The sequence below is a fragment of the Bradyrhizobium sp. B117 genome (assembly GCF_038969555.1).
In the GTDB taxonomy this organism is placed as follows: domain Bacteria; phylum Pseudomonadota; class Alphaproteobacteria; order Rhizobiales; family Xanthobacteraceae; genus Bradyrhizobium.
In genome coordinates, this window is the sequence record NZ_CP152414.1 from 6456730 (window position 1) to 6473127 (window position 16398).

The window sequence follows — 16398 nt, forward strand, 5'->3', positions numbered from 1 at the left end:
GGCATCACCAATCCGAAACCGGCCGGCTCTAGGCGCCGAGTCGGTGCGCGATCCAGGCGCGCACGCCCTGCAGACTTCTGAAATCATCCAGCGAGCGCGCCGGCAGTCCGGTGTCGATGCCCGCGACCATCGCGCTCAGCGCGTGCCCCGGACCGAGCTCGAGAAATCCTGTCGCACCGGCTTCGACGCAGGCTTGCAGGCAATCGGCCCATTGCACAGTGTGCGATATCTGCGCGGCAAGCTTGTCGAGGCCGCTCTCGAGCGAGACGACCGGAGCGGCATCGATCCCGCTCAGAATGCGCCCGCCGGTCCTGGGCGGAAACGCCACCGGCACGCGACCCAAGGCTTCACGAAATACGGTGGACGCTCCGGCGAGCCGCGGGGTGTGGGAGGCGACCTCGACCGGCAACGCAACGATCCTCGCAGCGTGCATCGCCCGCGCGTCTGCCGCAATCCTGTCCAGCGCCTCGCGGCCGCCGCCGATGACGAAGGCGTCGCCCGGATTGACGATGGCGATGGCTGCGCCATGGCGCTCGCAAAGACGAGCGACCTGCTCTCGCGATAGCCCGCGGACGAAGATCAGCCTGTCGCCAGCGTGCGTCGCCGCATCCATGACCTCTGCGCGGCGCGCGACGAGGTCAAGCGTGAGGATCGCGTCGAACAGGCCTCCAACGCCCCAGGCCGCGACCTCGCCGACGCTGTAACCGGCAATGATCACACCGCGTGGAATGGCATCGCCGAGCGCGGCTGCCGCGGCGAGCGCCTGCAGGGTACACAGAATCTGGCCAGCGCGGTTGCGATGCAGGGCCTCGTCGGGCTCTGTGCGGACGAAATCGCGCGGATCCTTGCCGCCCAGCAATGTCGCGGCGTGTGCAAACAGGTGCGCGGCTTCCGGCGCATCGCCGGTGAGGGCGAACATCTCCCGGTGCTGCCTGCCTTGTCCCGAGCACAGAATCGCGAGCGACATAATCTCGGCCTAACGGGGAAAGAACGCTGCGATCGCAATCGCCAGGGTCACGACGCTGAACGCGGTGCTGGCGATGACCATGGAGCCGACCGTCGCGGAATCCAGCCGGTAATTGACGGCAAACAAAATGCCGAAGAAGCCCGAAGGCAATGCCGCGAGCAGAATTGCCGTCTTCGCGACATCGGGTGCGAGGTGAAAGCCGTAGACGATCGCGACGGCCAGCAGCGGACGCAGGACGTCCGCCGCTCCCGTTGCGGCAACCACTCTCCAATCCAGGCGGAGCGACTGGGCCGACAGAACGAGACCGGTCAGGAACAAGGCGACGCCTGCAGCCGCGCTCCCGATCAGAGTGAGACAGGAATGGACAAGGGGATCGAGAGTCATGCCGAACAACGAGAACACCACGCCGAGCGCGGGTGCCCACACCACCGGCTTGACGAGCGCGCGCCGGATGGCCGTGAGAAACGGCGACGCCGGAGCATCGGCGCCACGGGTCTTGCTGGCGCTCATTTCGGCGATCACGAGGGTCAGGGGACTGACGAGGACCGATCCGGTTGCCAGCGCGACGGCGACCGGAACGACGCCGGCCGGCCCCAGCACGGTCGACAGGATCGGCAGACCGACGCCGGCTAGATTTGGGAAACCAACCGTCAGGGCCTGCACCGCAGCGTCGGACCTCGTCACCACGAAGAAGGTGCGCTCGAACCAGTACCAAGCGAGATAGATGATCAGCATTGTCAGGCCGAACACGAGGAAGACCGGAGCCTGGTCGGTGATCCGGTCGCGCGGGGCCGATGCGGTCGCGGCGAACAGCGAGGCCGGCAGGGCGAAATCCATCACCAGCGCATTGAGACCTTCGACGTGACCGTTGTCGACAATACGGGCCTTGCCTGCAACGAAGCCCAGCAGCAGCACGAAGAAGACCGGCACCAGCGCCATCAGGATGACGTTCGACGTCATGAGCTCAGCCTCTCATGGGCATCGACGAAGAGCGTCATCGCGAGCAGGTCGGCCGACCCGCCCGGGCTGAGACGGCGGGCGACGAAGCTGTCGTGGATCGATTGCGCGCGTGCGCGCCAGCCGGGCGCGCGGACGCCGCCTGAAGCGATGAAGCGATGCGCTGCATCACGTGCAAAGCAAAGGCCGCCGAGCCCGCCGCGATGCAGAAGATTGGTGTCCTCGACGGATGCGATCAGGGCGAAGCACGCCTCGACCCGTGCGGCCTCAGTGTCTTCCGGCGCGACCGGCGCCGCTCTCCGCAGGGCCGGCAAACCGATCCGGTAGACACAGGGAAATCCGCTCGCGGCCTCGAGGCGCGCGCCGCCGGCGCGAAAGCGGCGGCGAGCCGCGCTGCCGTGGCTGTGCAGCAGCACCGGGCCGTCGAGAATGCTGTCGCCCCACAGCCGCGCGACGACATCGCCGAGTGGAAGTTCGGGATCCACCAATCCACCGGTCTTCGCGCCGGCCGCCGCGCAGAGCAGGCCGAGCCCGAAGATCGCGCCACGGTGCGTGTTGACACCCGAGGTCGCCGCTAGCATCGCCCGCTCCGCCTCCAGGCCGATGATCCGCAGCCGCCCCATGCCGCAGCCGAGCGCGCCCGCATCGGCGAGGCGCTGAAGATAAGGCCGGATCGCCGCGGCGCTACGACGGAACGTTCCGGCATCCATGTCGTCGTGACTACCATTGTCGACATGGCTCACGAGGCCCGGCTTCGGCCAGGTCTCCAGTTCCTTGAGGAGACAATCGGCAGCGAGATCGCCGATTGCGGAGACATCGGACCCAACTCGCGCCCGGCGCGGAGCAAGCGGTTCAGCGCCTCGCAAGGCCGCGGTGATCATGATCCCCCCGCTCCCGAAATGAAAAGGTCCCTGTCGAGCAGGGTCACACCCTCGATGCTCTTGACCAGAAGCTCGTGCGCACCCGCGTGGAATTCGCGCCAGTTCACCGCGGCACCATCGGCGCGCATCAGTTCGCCATCGAGCCGCATCGGTGCTTCGATCTCGATCGCAGCCAGATCGGCGACGAGACGATCCAGATCGCTTTCGGGGCGAATCTCGAACAGGAGGTCGAGATCCGAGCGGGCGGTTACGTAGTCAAGCCCGGTCAGCGCCTCCCAAGCGAGACTGCCGAACACGCGCGCGTGCACCGAATGGCGAAGCGCGAGCGCGTCGAGCCGATCGAGCGTCGGCCGCCAGCATTGCGGAGCGGATGCACGCGCATCCCTCAGCGACGGCGGCCTCGCAACCGCGACGATGTCGTCGAGGCCGGCAAGAAGGGAGAGCCGCTTCTTGCCGGCAGAGGGAGGCAAGGGCAGACCCAATGCGAGGCCGGTTGCCTCGCATGGCAGCGCCCGCCGCCTGATTGTCGGCCATCCCAGCTCCGCCCAGTGCAATACGAGGGGATCGCACACGAGTTCGCCATGCGGAACGAGCAGCGCGCGCCATCCCTCCGGGCGGACGAAGACGAGGTCGTGACGACCGGCGGGTCGATCAACGTGCTTGCAGGGCGAGGTCACGAACACGCTCCGCGATATCGGCAGCCTTCAGCCGGCCACCACGCGCCTTGCCCAACGCATCCCGCCCGTCCCGCGCGGCGGGAATGTCGGCCAGCAACGCTTCCAGCTGATCGGCGAGCGAGGTGGCATGGCTCCATGTCGCGTGGACGGCGCCCATCTGCGCGAGATTGGACAGGCCCGGAGCGAACACCGGCGTCGACTTCGCCTTCTCCTCCAGCGCTTCCATCGACAGCTTGGTAACCTTCGCCATCGACGGCAGGTCCATCACCGCAGGATCGGCGCCGGGAAGCCCCACCAGCACGCGGGTCGCAAGTCCGGTCGCAAGCAGCGCGCCCGCAGCCGAGTGACCGTAGAGTAGGCCGATGGTCGGGCGGCCGTTCATGTCCGCGTGGATCAATACCTTCGCCAGATGCGCGAGGAATTCGTTCAGGCCGAGCAATTCGTCGCGCTTGCTCATGCGCTGGCTGTCGCTGTCGACGAGCACCAGGATCGGTTCGCTGTCGCGGTCGATTGATGTGAGGACATGGCCGGACAATCTGATCGCTTCGTCGACGCCCAGCGCCGTCCGATCTGCAATACCCAGGACGAGCATGCTTGCGCCGGATCGCAGTGTCGCCGAACCGAGCAGGACGCCCTTGTCATTCCTGACCTGATGTCCGTCGGGGAAGAGTGCAGCAAGAATGTCATCGAGCGTCACGGCTGGTCCTCCCGATCCTGTCGGCGAGCGCAATGAACTGATCGGCCGGCAGCTCCGGAACCGTTTCGGCATGCGCGATGCCTTCCGCCGTCCAGATGTCGACGGCATCCGAGCAGGCGCCGTAGCGGCGCAACCGCTCGGCAAGCCGCTCCTGCTCGGCCTTCAGGCTGTCGAGGCCGAAGGGACCGACCAGACCCAGTAGCTCCAGCGCGGCCTCGCGAAAATCCTGCACATTGTCGTCGGCAAAGACGTCGGCGGCGCCGAGCAGCCGACGGTGCTTGCCGCCCATGGTGCGCCAGACCAGCGCGCGATCGCGGGAATCGAACTCCTCGACACCGCGATTGGTCTCGATCACTTCGGGACCCGACACCGCGATGCGCCCCTGCTCCGAAACGGCGAGCGCCGAGCAGCAGCCTGCGATCAGGCCGCCGCCGCCATAGCATCCGGACCTGCCGCCGATCAGGCCGATCACCTTCACGCCGGCGGCGCGCGCTTCCATCACCGACCGCATGATCTCGGCGATCGCGAGCTCGCCGGCATTGGCTTCCTGCAACCGGACACCGCCGGTATCGAACAGGATCAGGACGGGGATCGAGCCGATCTGGCGCGCCGCGCGGAGCAGCCCTGTCAGCTTGGCGCCATGCACCTCGCCAAAGGCGCCGCCCATGAAACGTCCCTCCTGCGCGGCGACGAACACCGGCGAGCCGTCAATGCGGCCGCGACCAACGATAATGCCATCGTCGAACTGCTCGGGAAGATCGAATATCTTCAAGTGCGGACTGACCTCGCGCTGCTCCGGTCCAATGAACTCGGCGAAGCTGCCGGCATCGAGCAGCAGCTCCAGCCGGGTGCGGGCCGACGCCTCGTAGAAGCTGGTGGTGCGGGCGCGTTCGGCCGGGGTGATGTCCTTGAGCGGCGCGGTCATTGGTCGTCCTCCGCGATCAATCGCACCGCCTGCGCCAGCCTAAGCGAGACCGTATCGGGGCGTGCGCCGCCGTCATTGATCGAGAATCTCAGCCCGCCGGGTGAATAGCGCTCGACGAAATCGCCAATCACGGCAGTCCACACCTCACCGAAGCCGATTGCCGCGGTCTTGATGTCGAGGGCGCATTCCGCATCCGGCAGGACGCGCTCCACCAGCACTTCCAGATTGCCCGAGGCGACCACGCCGACGATCGCGCTCTGCCTGGTGCCGCCGGCCCGTGCGCGAACCCTGTGCTGAAACTTGAGATCTTCCATGGACCGTCCTCACCAGTTCCTGAATTTCGACGGCGGCGCATAGAGTCCACCCGACCAGCGCACGAGATCCTTGATCGAGCGCGCCGCCAGCATGCTGCGATCCGCATCGAGCGGGTTGATGCCGAGATCCTCCGGGCGGCGGATCACCCCGCGCTCGCGCAGTCGCGCGACCATGCCGTGGTCTCGCCGACGGCCGACGTCGGTGTAGCCGGCGACACCGCGGATGGCCTGCTCGCGCTCCTGCGCGGTGCGGCACAGCAAGAGGTTCGCCACGCCCTCCTCGGTGACGATATGCGTGACGTCGTCGCCATAAATCATGATCGGCGCGAGCTCGAGGTTGAGCTTCTCCGCGAGCTCGATGGCGTCGAGCTTCTCGACGAACAGCGGCACGTTCTTGTCGCCGAACGTCTCGCCGATCTGCACGACCAGCTTGCGGCCGCGGCGCATCAGGGCCGCACCGTCGGGGTCGGCCTCGACTCCCGCCTTCAGCCAGGGCTCGCTCGGATGACGCCGCCCACGAGCATCTGCGCCCATGTTCGGCGCGCCACCGAACCCGGCGATGCGGGACGTCGTGACGGTCGACGAATTCCCCTGCAGGTCGATCTGCAAGGTGGAGCCTATGAACATGTCGCAGGCATAGAGACCGGCGGTCTGGCAAAAGGCGCGATTGGAGCGTAGCGAGCCGTCAGGGCCGGTGAAGTACACGTCGGATCGGGCGCGGATGTAGTCATCCATGCCCACTTCCGAGCCGAACGAGTGGATCTGCCGCACCCAGCCGGACTCGATCGCGGGAATCAACGCCGGATGCGGATTCAGAGCGAATTGGGTTGCGATCCTGCCCTTCAGTCCCAATCGTTCACCGAAAGTCGGCAGCAGCAGCTCGATTGCGGCGGTACTGAAGCCGATGCCGTGATTGAGCCGCTGCACGCCATAAGGCGCATAGATGCCCTTGATCGCGAGCATCGCGGTCAGGATCTGGCCCTCCGTGATCGCGGCCGGATCGCGCGTGAACAGCGGCTCGACGAAGAAGGGCTTGTCGGACTTGACGATGAAGTGGACCCGATCCGCCGGGATGTCGACCCGCGGCACCGTCTCGACGATCTCGTTGACCTGGGCGATCACGATGCCGTCCTTGAAGGCGGTGGCCTCCACCACCGTCGGCGTGTCCTCGGTGTTCGGACCGGTGTAGAGATTGCCCTCGTGGTCGGCGCTGACGGCAGCGATCAACGCGACGTGCGGCGTCAAATCGATGAAGTAGCGGGCGAACAATTCGAGATAGGTGTGAACCGCGCCAAGCTCGATCTTGCCGCCGAACAGCATGCGGGCGATGCGCGCCGATTGCGGCCCGGAATAGGCATAATCCAGGCGCTTTGCGACGCCGCGGTCGAACAGGTCCAAATGCTCGGGAAGAACCACGCCGGACTGCACCATGTGCAGATCGTTGACCTTCGCGAGATCGACGGCGAGCAGCGCGCGGCTGAGCAGATCGGCCTGCTTCTGGTTGTCACCCTCGAGGCAAACCCGGTCGCCCGGCTTGATCACGGCCTCCAGCAACTGTGTGGCATCGTGCGCCGCCACGAGCTTGCCGCGCGCGAGCCCGGCGCCGGCCGCGATGCGCGCATCGCGCGCGGCGCGGTTGTTCTGCCAGCTCGTCATGACTTCTGTTCCTTCGCGGCATTGGCTCCGCTCCAGAGCGACCCGGGATTGGCGCGATCGGGATAGAGCTCCAGCATCGCCTCATAGAGCTCGCGTGGCGATGCCGTCGCTTCGTCGAGGCGATTGAAATCGAGCAGATATTGCCGGGTTTCCGCAATGTTGCGCGGGTGATCGTCATTGTCCGGCTTCTTATGTCCGGCGATCACGAAACGCGGCTTCAGTGCCTCGAGCCGGTCGAGCGCGGCGATCCATTCCAGCCGGCTCGCAGTATCGGTTTCGGCAAGATAAGGATGGATGCCGTTATAGATGGTATCGCCCGCAACGATCAGGTCGAGAGATGGAACATGCAGCGCGGTGGACCTCGCCGTATCGGTTCGGCCCATATCGATGACGGCGAGCTTGTGTCCTTCCAGCATAAGCTCGCCCGCCAGCGGCTCGGCCGCGACCAGGCGCTCTGCGATCTCGCCCGGAAAGCGCTTACGCCAGAAACCATCGAGCGAGGTCGGCGAAAGCTGAGTCTTCATCTCGTCGACGACGTCGGGAACGGCCACGGCTCTGGCATTCGGAAAGCGGTCGAGCAGCGGCACGAGCCCGAAGAAGTGATCGCCGTGGCCATGCGTCACGTAGATCGCGGTCAGATTGCGGCCGCGCGACACGACCCAGTCAAGCAGCGTCTTCGACTGACCGGCGGTGAGGAACGTATCGACCAGCACCGCGTCTCGCTCGCCATAGATGAGGGTTGAGGAGTTCGCGACCCACATCAGGTCCGGATTGCCCGAGGGCAAGTCGCGACTGAGCCCTGCTCGCTTCACCGTCGTCACGCTCCAGTTCAAGACGGCGCTGCTATTCTCGATCACGCTCATGGGATTCTCCGGGATGGGCAGTCGGACCGGCGGGAGCGCTGTCGCTCCCGCCGTCCTTCCTTCTGCCGGCCGTGCGTCGGGACCGGCAAAACACGTCGTCAGCGCGTGGCCGGCTGCTGAATACTGCGCGCAGCGCGGGCAATCACGGCCGCCACTTCCTTCGGATGCGACTCGTAGACGGAGTGGCTGGCGCCCGGGATCACGGTGGTCTGGCTCTTGGCGCGCTCGTAGTACCAGCGTTCGAGATCCGGATTGATGATCTGGTCGGCGCCGGCAACGATGCCCCAGCTCGGCTTGGTCTTCCACGCGGCCGCGGTCAGCGGCGTGCTGAACACCTGAGTCGCGGCCAGAACCTGGGAGCGCGCAACGAACTCGGCGCGCTCGCGCGGCAGATCGGGCGCGAACAGTTTCGGGAATTGCACGGGATCGAGATAGGTGAACTTGTCGGGCGTGACCTTAATGACGCCTTCGGACTTGCCGAGCACGCTCGGCGTCTTCTTGCCGAGTGCCGATTCGTCCTCGCCGACGTCGGGCGCGTGAGCGGCGACGTAGACGAGACCCACGACGTTGGGATGGACGCCGGCTTCGGTGATGATCGAGCCGCCATAGCTGTGGCCGACGAGGAGCGTCGGACCGTCCTGGAGATCGAGAATCCGCTTCGCTGCCGTGACGTCGTCGGCAAATGTGGTTTCGGGCTCCTGCACCATCGTCACGCGGAAACCGTCCTTGGTCAGGATCTCGTAGACGGGCTTCCAGCCCGACGCATCCACCCAGGCGCCGTGCACCAGGACGATGTTCTTCAGGGGTTCCGCGCGAGCCGGGGCGACGGTCGCGAACAGGGAGAGAGCGGCGGCGAAGGCGAGGCCTGCGTTGAGGTGTTTCATGTCGGGATCACTCCGGGTTGGAATGACGCGACACTAGATTCGACGCCCGCTTGCGTATTTCGGCAAACAACGGCCGTTGCCACTTCGCACGCCGGCAAGTGTTTGCCGCAGCTCTTCCCGCTCGCGTCCGGTTTTTTCTAACGGCACGACCTCCTGCGCATGCGGAGCGGCAGGCGTTCGTAAGCGAAAGACGGCGTGCATCGGTTCTGTCATTCGAGACAGATGTTCAAGCACCGAGAGGATCGACAATGACATCGAATTCACTCATCCGGATTGCAGCTATCAATATAATCCTGCTGGAAGCGGCATCCCCGGTTCATGCGGCGTCCTGCAAGGATTCGATCTGGCGCGTCCAGGCGCAGTTGGACGCGGCCATCGAGAAGAATGCCGGCGCACATGGTTGGGGCCCGGAAAGTCTCAATGCGCTGCGCAGTCATCAGCCCACACCACGATCGCTGGCAGACGCCGAAGGCGCGAGCGGAGCGCATCTTCGGCTCGCGCTCGATGCCCTCGATCGCGCGCGCGCCGCGGACCGTTCCAAGGACATTGCGAAGTGCCGCCGGGAGCTGTCCGAGGCAACGCTGCTGCTTCAGAAGCAGCCACAATGAGGGAGATCCCACCCGACCGTGCGGCCAGACAGCCGGACGTGCGTTCAGGGAATACCGGTGCGCCGGCCGCTTCCTATCGTCCCGCGCAAGTGAAAGACTCCGGAGCAGCCCATGCGAGAACAGCTCTCATCGAACAGATCCAGATACCGCCCGTCTGCATCGATGCATCTGCGCATGGCGCTCGCAGCTAGCTGGATATGGCTGATCCCGGCTGCGGCAAATGCGCAAATGACGCCGCCGACGACGCAGCCCCCTGTCGGCATGTCCGCGACCTCGCCGCTCAACCTCGGCTCGACCCGGCCTGAAGGTATTCCGTTGGGCTCCACCGAAATCACAACGCCCGGCGTATCCCCGATCAATCCTTCGCTGGGCATGACGAACTGCCCCGTCTCAGGCAATACCGGATCATCGGGCGCCCCGTTCGATGGCGGCGGGCTCTCCGGAGGCTCGTCGCTCGCCTGCCAGAGCGGCACGACGACGCCATCGGCCCTGCCTGCCCCGACATCCACGATCGGTCGCGTCGGAATTCCGCTCGGGTCCACCGAGCTCGGCGGCGCAGGAACAAGTCCGTTTGTGCCGGTGCCCGGCCCCACGTCCACGGGCAGCACGCTCCCAATCGACGGCTCCAGCAATCCCTGAGATCACCCAGGAGCATCACCGTGAAGCGGACCCTCACCATTGCATCCGTTGCTCTCGCCGCGATCCTGATCGGCGGAGCCCTCTGGTTCTTCAGTAGCGATCAGAAGCCGGCCGTCGCGGCCGCGCCGGTACCCGTCGCCGTGCCGGTGGTTGCTGCCACCGTCACCGGCAAGGACGTCCCAATCTATCTGCGCGGCATCGGCACGGTGATTGCCTACAACACCGACATCGTGCGCAGCCAGATTCAGGGGCAGATCGTCAAGATCGCCTTCACCGAGGGACAGACCGTCAAGACCGGCGATCTGCTCGCCCAGATCGACCCACGGCCTTATGAGGCCCAGATCGAGCAGCTGACGGCCAATCGCGACAGGGACCAGGCGCAGCTCGTCAATGCCGAGGCCAACCTGTCCCGCTACAATCGGCTCGGCGACAAGGGCTATGCGACCCCGCAACTGATCGAGACGCAGACGGCGCAGGTGGCGCAGCTCAAGGCCGCCGTGAAGGCGGACCAGGCCCAGATCGACGAGGCCAATGTCCAGCTCAGCTACACGCGCCTGACGTCGGCGATTCCCGGCATCACCGGCGTTCGCCAGATCGATGTCGGCAACGTGATCCATCCGACCGACCCGAACGGTCTTGTCGTCGTCACGCAGATAGAGCCGATCTCGCTGCTGTTCACCCTGCCGCAGACCGACCTGCCCGTGATCCAGCAGCACGCAGCAAAGGGAGAGCTGAAGGTCATCGCCTACAGCCAAGACAACAAGATCAAGCTCGACGAAGGCACGCTGCTGCTGGTCAACAACGAGATCGCGGGCACGACCGGCACCGTCCAGCTGAAGGCGGTGTTTCCGAACCATGAGCATCGGCTGTGGCCGGGCCAGCTGGTGAACGCACGCCTGCTGCTTGAGATTCAGAAGAACGCGCTCACTGTTGCCGGCTCGGCCGTGCAGCAGGGGCCGAACGGCAGCTATGTCTATGTCGTATCTCCCGACCAGACCGCGGCCTTGCGCTCCGTTCACGTCGCGCAGATCAGCGATGGACAGGCCCTGATCGACAAGGGGCTGAAGTCGGGCGAGGTCGTCGTGGTCGACGGCCAGTATCGGTTGACTGAAGGCAGCCGCGTTCGCGAGCTGCACGGCAAGGCCGCGCAGGAAGCCGACCTGCAGAGCGCCGTGCAGGATGCGATCCCATGAACCTGTCCGCGCCCTTCATCCTGCGGCCGATCGCGACCGCCTTGCTGATGGCCGGCCTGCTGCTGTGCGGCCTTGCGGCTTATCCGCTGCTGCCGGTCGGCGCATTGCCGAACGTCAATTACCCGACCATCCAGATCTCGGCGCAATTGCCCGGCGCCGATCCGGGCACCATCGCCTCGTCGGTCGCTACGCCGCTCGAACAGCAGCTCAGCCAGATCCCAGGTGTCACCCAGCTCACCTCGTCCAGCGCGCTCGGCGTTGCCCAGCTCACGGTGCAGTTCGAGCTGTCGCGCACCGTGGACAGCGCTGCGGTCGACGTGCTCTCCGCGATCAATGCCGCCAGCCCGTTCCTGCCGCAGAACATCCCTTACCCGCCGACGATCAGGAAGGTGAATCCGGCCGAGACGCCGATCATGCTGATCGCGCTGACGTCGGACTCGCTGCCGCTGACCACGGTCGACGCCTATGCGGAAAACATCCTGCTGCCGAAGATCTCGCAGGTTCCCGGCGTCGGCCTCGTCGGCATCGGCGGCCAGCAGAAGCCGGCCATCCGCATCCGCGTCAATCCACAGGCGCTTGCCGCCCGCAGTCTCGGCCTCGAGGATGTCCGCAACGTGATCGCCGGCGCCAATGTCGACCTGCCCAAGGGCACGCTCAACAGCCCGCGCGTCACCTACACGCTGAACACCAACGACCAGCTGCTGAAGCCCTCCGCTTACGAAGACCTCATCATCGCCTATCGCAACGGCTCGCCGGTACGCCTGCGCGATATCGGCTCGGCGATCGAGGCGCCCGAAAACGACCTCCTGGCCGGCTGGTACGGCAAGGAGCCCGCCGTCATCCTCGCCGTCCAGCGCGTCCCTGGCGCCAACGTCATCGAGACTGTCGACCGTATCAAGAAGCTGCTGCCGCAGCTCCAGGCTTCCGTTCCGCCGGCGATCAAGGTGACGATCGCCGCCGATCGCACCGCCACCATCCGCGCCGCGGTCTCCGACGTTCAATTCACGCTGATGCTGACGGTCGCCCTGGTAGTGATGGTCATATTCCTGTTCTTGCGGAATTTCTGGGCCACCATCATCCCGGCGATCACCGTTCCTCTGGCGCTGGTCGGCACATTCGCGGTGCTTTACGTGCTCGGCTACAGCCTGGACAACCTCTCGCTGATGGCGCTGTCGATTGCAGTGGGCTTCGTGGTCGATGATGCCGTCGTCGTCATCGAGAACATCGTGCGCCATCTCGAGCAGGGCATGACGCCGATGGAGGCTGCGCTCAAGGGCTCCAGCGAAATCGGCTTCACGATCGTCTCCATCACCCTGTCGCTGATCGCGGTTTTCATCCCGCTGTTCCTGATGGGCGGCTATGTCGGCAAGCTATTCCAGGAATTCGCCGTCACGATCACCGCCTCGCTGCTGCTGTCGCTGGTCATCTCGCTCACACTCACGCCGATGATGTGCGCGCGGCTCCTGAAGGACGATTCGCGGAAGAAGCATGGCCGGCTCTATCTCGTCTTCGAGCGAGGCTTCGATGCCCTGCTTGCGCTCTATGCGCGAGGCCTGCGCGTCGTGCTACGCCATCGCTTCGTGACGCTGCTCGTGATGCTCTCGACCATCGCGCTGACCGGCTATCTCTACGTGATCATTCCGAAGGGTTTCTTCCCGCAGCAGGACACCGGACAGATCGTCGGCATCACCGAAGCAGCCCAGGACATCTCCTTCCCCGCGATGTCCGAACGCCAGCAGGCGATTGTCAACATCCTCTTGAAGGACCCGGCCATTCAATCGGTGGCAAGCTATATCGGCCCCGGCGGCCCGACCGCAACGCTCAACCAGGGGCGCATCTTCATCGTCCTGAAGCCGAAGCCCGAACGTAAGGCCAGCGCTGACCAGATCATCAACCGCCTGGGCCCCCAACTCGCCCACATCCAGGGCATCACGCTCTACATGCAGGCGGCGCAGGACATCACGATTGGCGCACGACTCTCGAAGACACAGTACCAGTATACGCTGACAGACGCCGATTCCAACGAGCTCAACCACTGGGCTGCGATCTTCCTGGAGAAGCTCCGCGCCCTCGACGGCATCACCGACGTCGCGAGCGACCAGGCCAATGCCGGTCCGCGGCTTGAGGTCACCGTCGATCGCGAAGTCGCCTCAAGTTTCGGCATCCTGCCCACGACGATCGACAACACGCTCGACGACGCCTTCGGCCAGCGCATCGTCTCCACCATGTTCACCTCGCTGAACCAGTATCACGTCGTGATGGAGGTCGATCCGCGCTTCCAGTACGGCCCCGAGGCGCTCAAGGACATCTACCTGAACTCGGCCACCGGCCAGCAGGTCCCGCTCAGCACGCTGGTTCACAGCGTGATCAAGCCCGCGCCGATCCTGATCAACCACCAGGGCCTGTTTCCGTCGGTGACGATCTCGTTCAACCTGAAGCCCGGCGTGGCGCTGGGCGATGCGGTGACGGCGATCCAGAAGATCGAGAAGGACACCGGCAAGCCCGCCTCGCTGTCGACCTCGTTCCAGGGCAACGCCCAGGCCTTCCAGTCCTCCCTGCGTGGGACGCCGCTCTTGATCGGGGCGGCGCTGATCGTGATCTACATCATCCTCGGCGTGCTCTATGAGAGCCTGATCCACCCCATTACGATCCTGTCGACGCTGCCTTCGGCCGGCATCGGCGCGCTGCTGCTGCTGCTGGCGGTCCACATGGACCTCAGCGTCATCGCCATCATCGGCATCATCCTCTTGATTGGCATCGTCAAGAAGAACGGCATCATGCTGGTCGACTTTGCTCTCGAGGTGGAGCGCCAGCATGGGCTCAGCCCGGAAGAAGCGATCTACCAGGCCTGCACGCTGCGCTTCCGCCCGATCCTGATGACGACGATGGCGGCGCTGCTCGGCGGCGTGCCGCTGATGATCGGCTCCGGCACCGGCGCGGAGCTGCGCCAGCCGCTTGGCTATACCATCGTCGGCGGCCTGATGCTGTCGCAGGTCCTGACGCTCTACACCACGCCGGTCGTCTATCTCTATCTCGACCGGCTCGGCAATTGGCTCACCGGGCGCAAGCCGCGGACCGAGACGTCCATCCCATCCACGACCGAGGCAGAGACGGGAATGAGCCATGAATCCGCTTGAGAAAGTGACGGCCGGCATGACGGCGGAAAAGCTGGTGAGCGTCACGAGCGAGATGACGGTCGGCCACGTGGTGCCGGGCATGCCCGCCGTCTACGGCACCCCCATGATGATCCTGCACATGGAGATGGCCGCCGGTTCGGCGGTTCAGCCCTTCCTGCCTGCAGGCCATGTCAGCGTCGGGATGATGGTCAATATCCGACACCTCGCGGCGACGCCGGTCGGCCGCACGGTGCGCGCGGTGGCACGGGTCATCGCGATCGAAGGCAGGAGCATTCTGTTCGAGGTCGAGGCCTGGGATGGCGACCGAAAGATCGGCGACGGCACCCACCGCCGTGGCGTCGTTGATGTCGCCGAATTCGAGCGGCGATTCGGCGTTACGACGCCTGTGGCGGAGATGGCCTAGGTCGCAGGCCGGCAACCCGAACGCGGGTTCGTGCGTTTTGACAAAGCGTCTGCGAAAACGCAAAAGACCACCCTTCGGCGGCCCGGTAGACCTTCCGCATGATGCTCGAACGCCTGGATGGCTCTAATCCCGTACAGCCCCAGCGATGGTGGCACCGTTTGCTACCGATCCAGACAATCCAGGATCGGATTCTGCTGTGGGCTTGGGGTAGCCTTGTTTTGACCCTGCTGTCCTTCGCCTGTTCACTGCTCGGGGACAATTTCACAGCGATCGCCTTCGCTGCTTTCCTCGCCGCTTCGCTGACGCTCGTCGGCGCCATCATGGATATCACGGCCCTGAAGAAGGCCCACGCCGAGCTGGAGCGGAGCGAGCTGCGCTACCGCCATTTGTTCAGCCGGATGCCGATCGCATTCCGGCAGCTCGACGCCAGCAGGCTGGTAGCGCTGTTTCGAAAGCTGCGCGCCGAGGGCGTCAAGGATCTCGGCGCCTATTTCGACAGCCATCCCGAGTTTCTGCGGACCTGCATGGACGCGCTCTCGTTTCAGGAGGCCAACGAACGCGCCATCCAGATGTTCGGGGGAGGCACGGAAGGCTATGTCGGACGTTCCCTGGCCGACAGCTGGAAGGAACGCCCCGACACGTTTCGGCGCGCGATGGAATCCCGCTATCGCGGCGAGACGAACTTCGAGGAAGAGACCAGGATGGTCACGTGGGACGGCCGTGTGATCGACGTTCTCTTCACGACCGCCCGCGTCGGCCCGATCAACGATCTCGAAGTCAGCCTGGTCGGTACGATCGACATCTCACAGCGCGTCCGCGCCCAGCAGAAGCTTCAGCAGGTGCAGGCCGAGTTCGCACATGCCGCGCGCGTCTCGATGCTCGGCGAGCTCACCGCCTCGATCGCCCACGAAGTCAATCAGCCCCTCGCCGCCATCGCCACCAACGGCGCCGCTGGGCTGCGATGGCTGAACCGACCGACTCCCGATATCGTCGAGATCCGCAAGACCATCGAAAACATCGTCGTGGATACCCAACGCGCCGCAAACATCGTGGCGCGCGTTCACGGCATGGCCTCGCGAAAAGCCCCCGAGCAGGCATGCCTGTCATTCGACGAGATCATTCGCGAAGCGCTTCTGTTCCTGCGGCACGAGCTCGAGTCCCACAACGTCACGATCCTGCACCGGCCGGCCCCGGCCGCGCCGCAGGTGTTCGGCGACCGCACCCAGCTCCAGCAGGTGATCGTCAATCTGGCCATCAACGCGATCCAGGCGATGAGACAAGCGGGAGGCGGCGATCGCAGGATCGTCATCAGCACAGTCACGCAAGACGCGACCATGATGTGCTGCTCCGTGGAGGACAACGGCCCGGGCATCGCCGGCGAACATGCTGGCCGGCTCTTTGAGAGCTTCTTCACGACCAAGGAGAGCGGCATGGGCATGGGACTTCCCATCTGCCGGTCGATCGTCGAAGCGCATGGCGGACGCATCGGTGCAGAGGGCAGTGCCGCGCATGGCGGCGCCCGTTTCTGGTTCACCCTGCCGATTTCCGTCGTGGCGGATTCGCCGCGGTCCGATCTCCATGCGGATGCCTGACCGCA

16 protein-coding genes are annotated in these 16398 nt (G+C 65.2%); 6 read left to right on the top strand and 10 right to left on the bottom strand.

What is annotated here, in order from left to right; genetic code table 11:
- Window positions 1-28 precede the first annotated feature (28 nt).
- The 10 genes from AAFG16_RS31500 to AAFG16_RS31545 form a co-directional block, all read right to left on the bottom strand.
- Entirely contained in the window at window positions 29-967 is a 939-nt protein-coding gene (locus tag AAFG16_RS31500; protein ID WP_283080362.1) for an acyltransferase domain-containing protein, read from the bottom strand.
- A gap of 9 nt (window positions 968-976) precedes the next feature.
- Window positions 977-1927, bottom strand: a complete 951-nt coding sequence (locus tag AAFG16_RS31505) for an AEC family transporter (RefSeq protein ID WP_342731540.1) — start codon at window positions 1925-1927, stop codon at window positions 977-979.
- Window positions 1924-2805: a triphosphoribosyl-dephospho-CoA synthase MdcB gene (mdcB, locus tag AAFG16_RS31510; RefSeq protein WP_342731541.1), complete on the bottom strand. Its 882-nt coding sequence runs from the start codon at window positions 2803-2805 to the stop codon at window positions 1924-1926. Before mdcB ends, AAFG16_RS31505 begins: the two co-directional genes overlap by 4 nt.
- Window positions 2802-3482, bottom strand: coding sequence for a malonate decarboxylase holo-[acyl-carrier-protein] synthase (mdcG, locus tag AAFG16_RS31515; protein ID WP_342731543.1), 681 nt, complete (start codon window positions 3480-3482; stop codon window positions 2802-2804). The genes mdcB and mdcG overlap by 4 nt, the downstream gene beginning before the upstream one ends.
- On the bottom strand, window positions 3457-4179 hold the full coding sequence (gene mdcE / locus AAFG16_RS31520; protein WP_342731545.1) for a biotin-independent malonate decarboxylase subunit gamma: 723 nt from the start codon (window positions 4177-4179) through the stop codon (window positions 3457-3459). Before mdcE ends, mdcG begins: the two co-directional genes overlap by 26 nt.
- Window positions 4166-5104, bottom strand: a complete 939-nt coding sequence (locus tag AAFG16_RS31525) for a biotin-independent malonate decarboxylase subunit beta (RefSeq protein ID WP_342731547.1) — start codon at window positions 5102-5104, stop codon at window positions 4166-4168. The genes mdcE and AAFG16_RS31525 overlap by 14 nt, the downstream gene beginning before the upstream one ends.
- Window positions 5101-5418: a malonate decarboxylase acyl carrier protein gene (mdcC, locus tag AAFG16_RS31530; protein WP_283080368.1), complete on the bottom strand. Its 318-nt coding sequence runs from the start codon at window positions 5416-5418 to the stop codon at window positions 5101-5103. Before mdcC ends, AAFG16_RS31525 begins: the two co-directional genes overlap by 4 nt.
- A gap of 9 nt (window positions 5419-5427) precedes the next feature.
- Entirely contained in the window at window positions 5428-7074 is a 1647-nt protein-coding gene (gene mdcA, locus AAFG16_RS31535) for a malonate decarboxylase subunit alpha (RefSeq protein ID WP_342731550.1), read from the bottom strand.
- Window positions 7071-7937 carry an MBL fold metallo-hydrolase gene (locus AAFG16_RS31540; RefSeq protein ID WP_342731552.1) on the bottom strand — a complete coding sequence of 289 codons (867 nt, stop codon included), beginning with the start codon at window positions 7935-7937 and terminating at the stop codon, window positions 7071-7073. Before AAFG16_RS31540 ends, mdcA begins: the two co-directional genes overlap by 4 nt.
- Before the next feature lie 98 nt (window positions 7938-8035).
- The gene (locus tag AAFG16_RS31545) at window positions 8036-8821 is read right to left on the bottom strand and encodes an alpha/beta hydrolase (protein ID WP_342731554.1); all 786 of its coding nucleotides are present in this window, start codon (window positions 8819-8821) and stop codon (window positions 8036-8038) included.
- A gap of 248 nt (window positions 8822-9069) precedes the next feature.
- On the opposite strand from AAFG16_RS31545, the gene AAFG16_RS31550 reads away from it, so the two are divergent.
- From AAFG16_RS31550 to AAFG16_RS31575, 6 genes are all read left to right on the top strand, one after another.
- A complete protein-coding gene (locus AAFG16_RS31550; protein ID WP_342731556.1) occupies window positions 9070-9429 on the top strand; it encodes a hypothetical protein in 360 nt (119 codons plus the stop codon).
- A gap of 174 nt (window positions 9430-9603) precedes the next feature.
- Complete coding sequence (locus AAFG16_RS31555; protein ID WP_342731558.1) at window positions 9604-10068, top strand: hypothetical protein; 465 nt, start codon at window positions 9604-9606, stop codon at window positions 10066-10068.
- Between the two features lie 20 nt (window positions 10069-10088).
- Window positions 10089-11261 (top strand): efflux RND transporter periplasmic adaptor subunit, encoded by a 1173-nt coding sequence (locus tag AAFG16_RS31560; protein ID WP_342731561.1) that lies wholly within the window; start codon window positions 10089-10091, stop codon window positions 11259-11261.
- Window positions 11258-14398, top strand: a complete 3141-nt coding sequence (locus AAFG16_RS31565) for an efflux RND transporter permease subunit (RefSeq protein ID WP_342731563.1) — start codon at window positions 11258-11260, stop codon at window positions 14396-14398. The genes AAFG16_RS31560 and AAFG16_RS31565 overlap by 4 nt, the downstream gene beginning before the upstream one ends.
- Complete coding sequence (locus AAFG16_RS31570; protein WP_342731565.1) at window positions 14385-14801, top strand: thioesterase family protein; 417 nt, start codon at window positions 14385-14387, stop codon at window positions 14799-14801. The genes AAFG16_RS31565 and AAFG16_RS31570 overlap by 14 nt, the downstream gene beginning before the upstream one ends.
- 218 nt (window positions 14802-15019) lie before the next feature.
- Window positions 15020-16393: an ATP-binding protein gene (locus tag AAFG16_RS31575; protein WP_342731567.1), complete on the top strand. Its 1374-nt coding sequence runs from the start codon at window positions 15020-15022 to the stop codon at window positions 16391-16393.
- The last annotated feature ends 5 nt before the right edge of the window (window positions 16394-16398 follow it).

What these genes read in the sequence shown, in the direction of transcription:
- AAFG16_RS31525 (WP_342731547.1), bottom strand. Translation starts at nt 5,104, where the DNA reads ATGACCGCGCCGCTCAAGGACATCACCCCGGCCGAACGCGCCCGCACC.
- mdcC (WP_283080368.1), bottom strand. Translation starts at nt 5,418, where the DNA reads ATGGAAGATCTCAAGTTTCAGCACAGGGTTCGCGCACGGGCCGGCGGC.
- AAFG16_RS31505 (WP_342731540.1), bottom strand. Translation starts at nt 1,927, where the DNA reads ATGACGTCGAACGTCATCCTGATGGCGCTGGTGCCGGTCTTCTTCGTG.
- AAFG16_RS31500 (WP_283080362.1), bottom strand. Translation starts at nt 967, where the DNA reads ATGTCGCTCGCGATTCTGTGCTCGGGACAAGGCAGGCAGCACCGGGAG.
- AAFG16_RS31555 (WP_342731558.1), top strand. Translation starts at nt 9,604, where the DNA reads ATGGCGCTCGCAGCTAGCTGGATATGGCTGATCCCGGCTGCGGCAAAT.
- AAFG16_RS31565 (WP_342731563.1), top strand. Translation starts at nt 11,258, where the DNA reads ATGAACCTGTCCGCGCCCTTCATCCTGCGGCCGATCGCGACCGCCTTG.
- mdcA (WP_342731550.1), bottom strand. Translation starts at nt 7,074, where the DNA reads ATGACGAGCTGGCAGAACAACCGCGCCGCGCGCGATGCGCGCATCGCG.
- mdcB (WP_342731541.1), bottom strand. Translation starts at nt 2,805, where the DNA reads ATGATCACCGCGGCCTTGCGAGGCGCTGAACCGCTTGCTCCGCGCCGG.
- AAFG16_RS31570 (WP_342731565.1), top strand. Translation starts at nt 14,385, where the DNA reads ATGAATCCGCTTGAGAAAGTGACGGCCGGCATGACGGCGGAAAAGCTG.
- AAFG16_RS31540 (WP_342731552.1), bottom strand. Translation starts at nt 7,937, where the DNA reads ATGAGCGTGATCGAGAATAGCAGCGCCGTCTTGAACTGGAGCGTGACG.
- AAFG16_RS31550 (WP_342731556.1), top strand. Translation starts at nt 9,070, where the DNA reads ATGACATCGAATTCACTCATCCGGATTGCAGCTATCAATATAATCCTG.
- AAFG16_RS31545 (WP_342731554.1), bottom strand. Translation starts at nt 8,821, where the DNA reads ATGAAACACCTCAACGCAGGCCTCGCCTTCGCCGCCGCTCTCTCCCTG.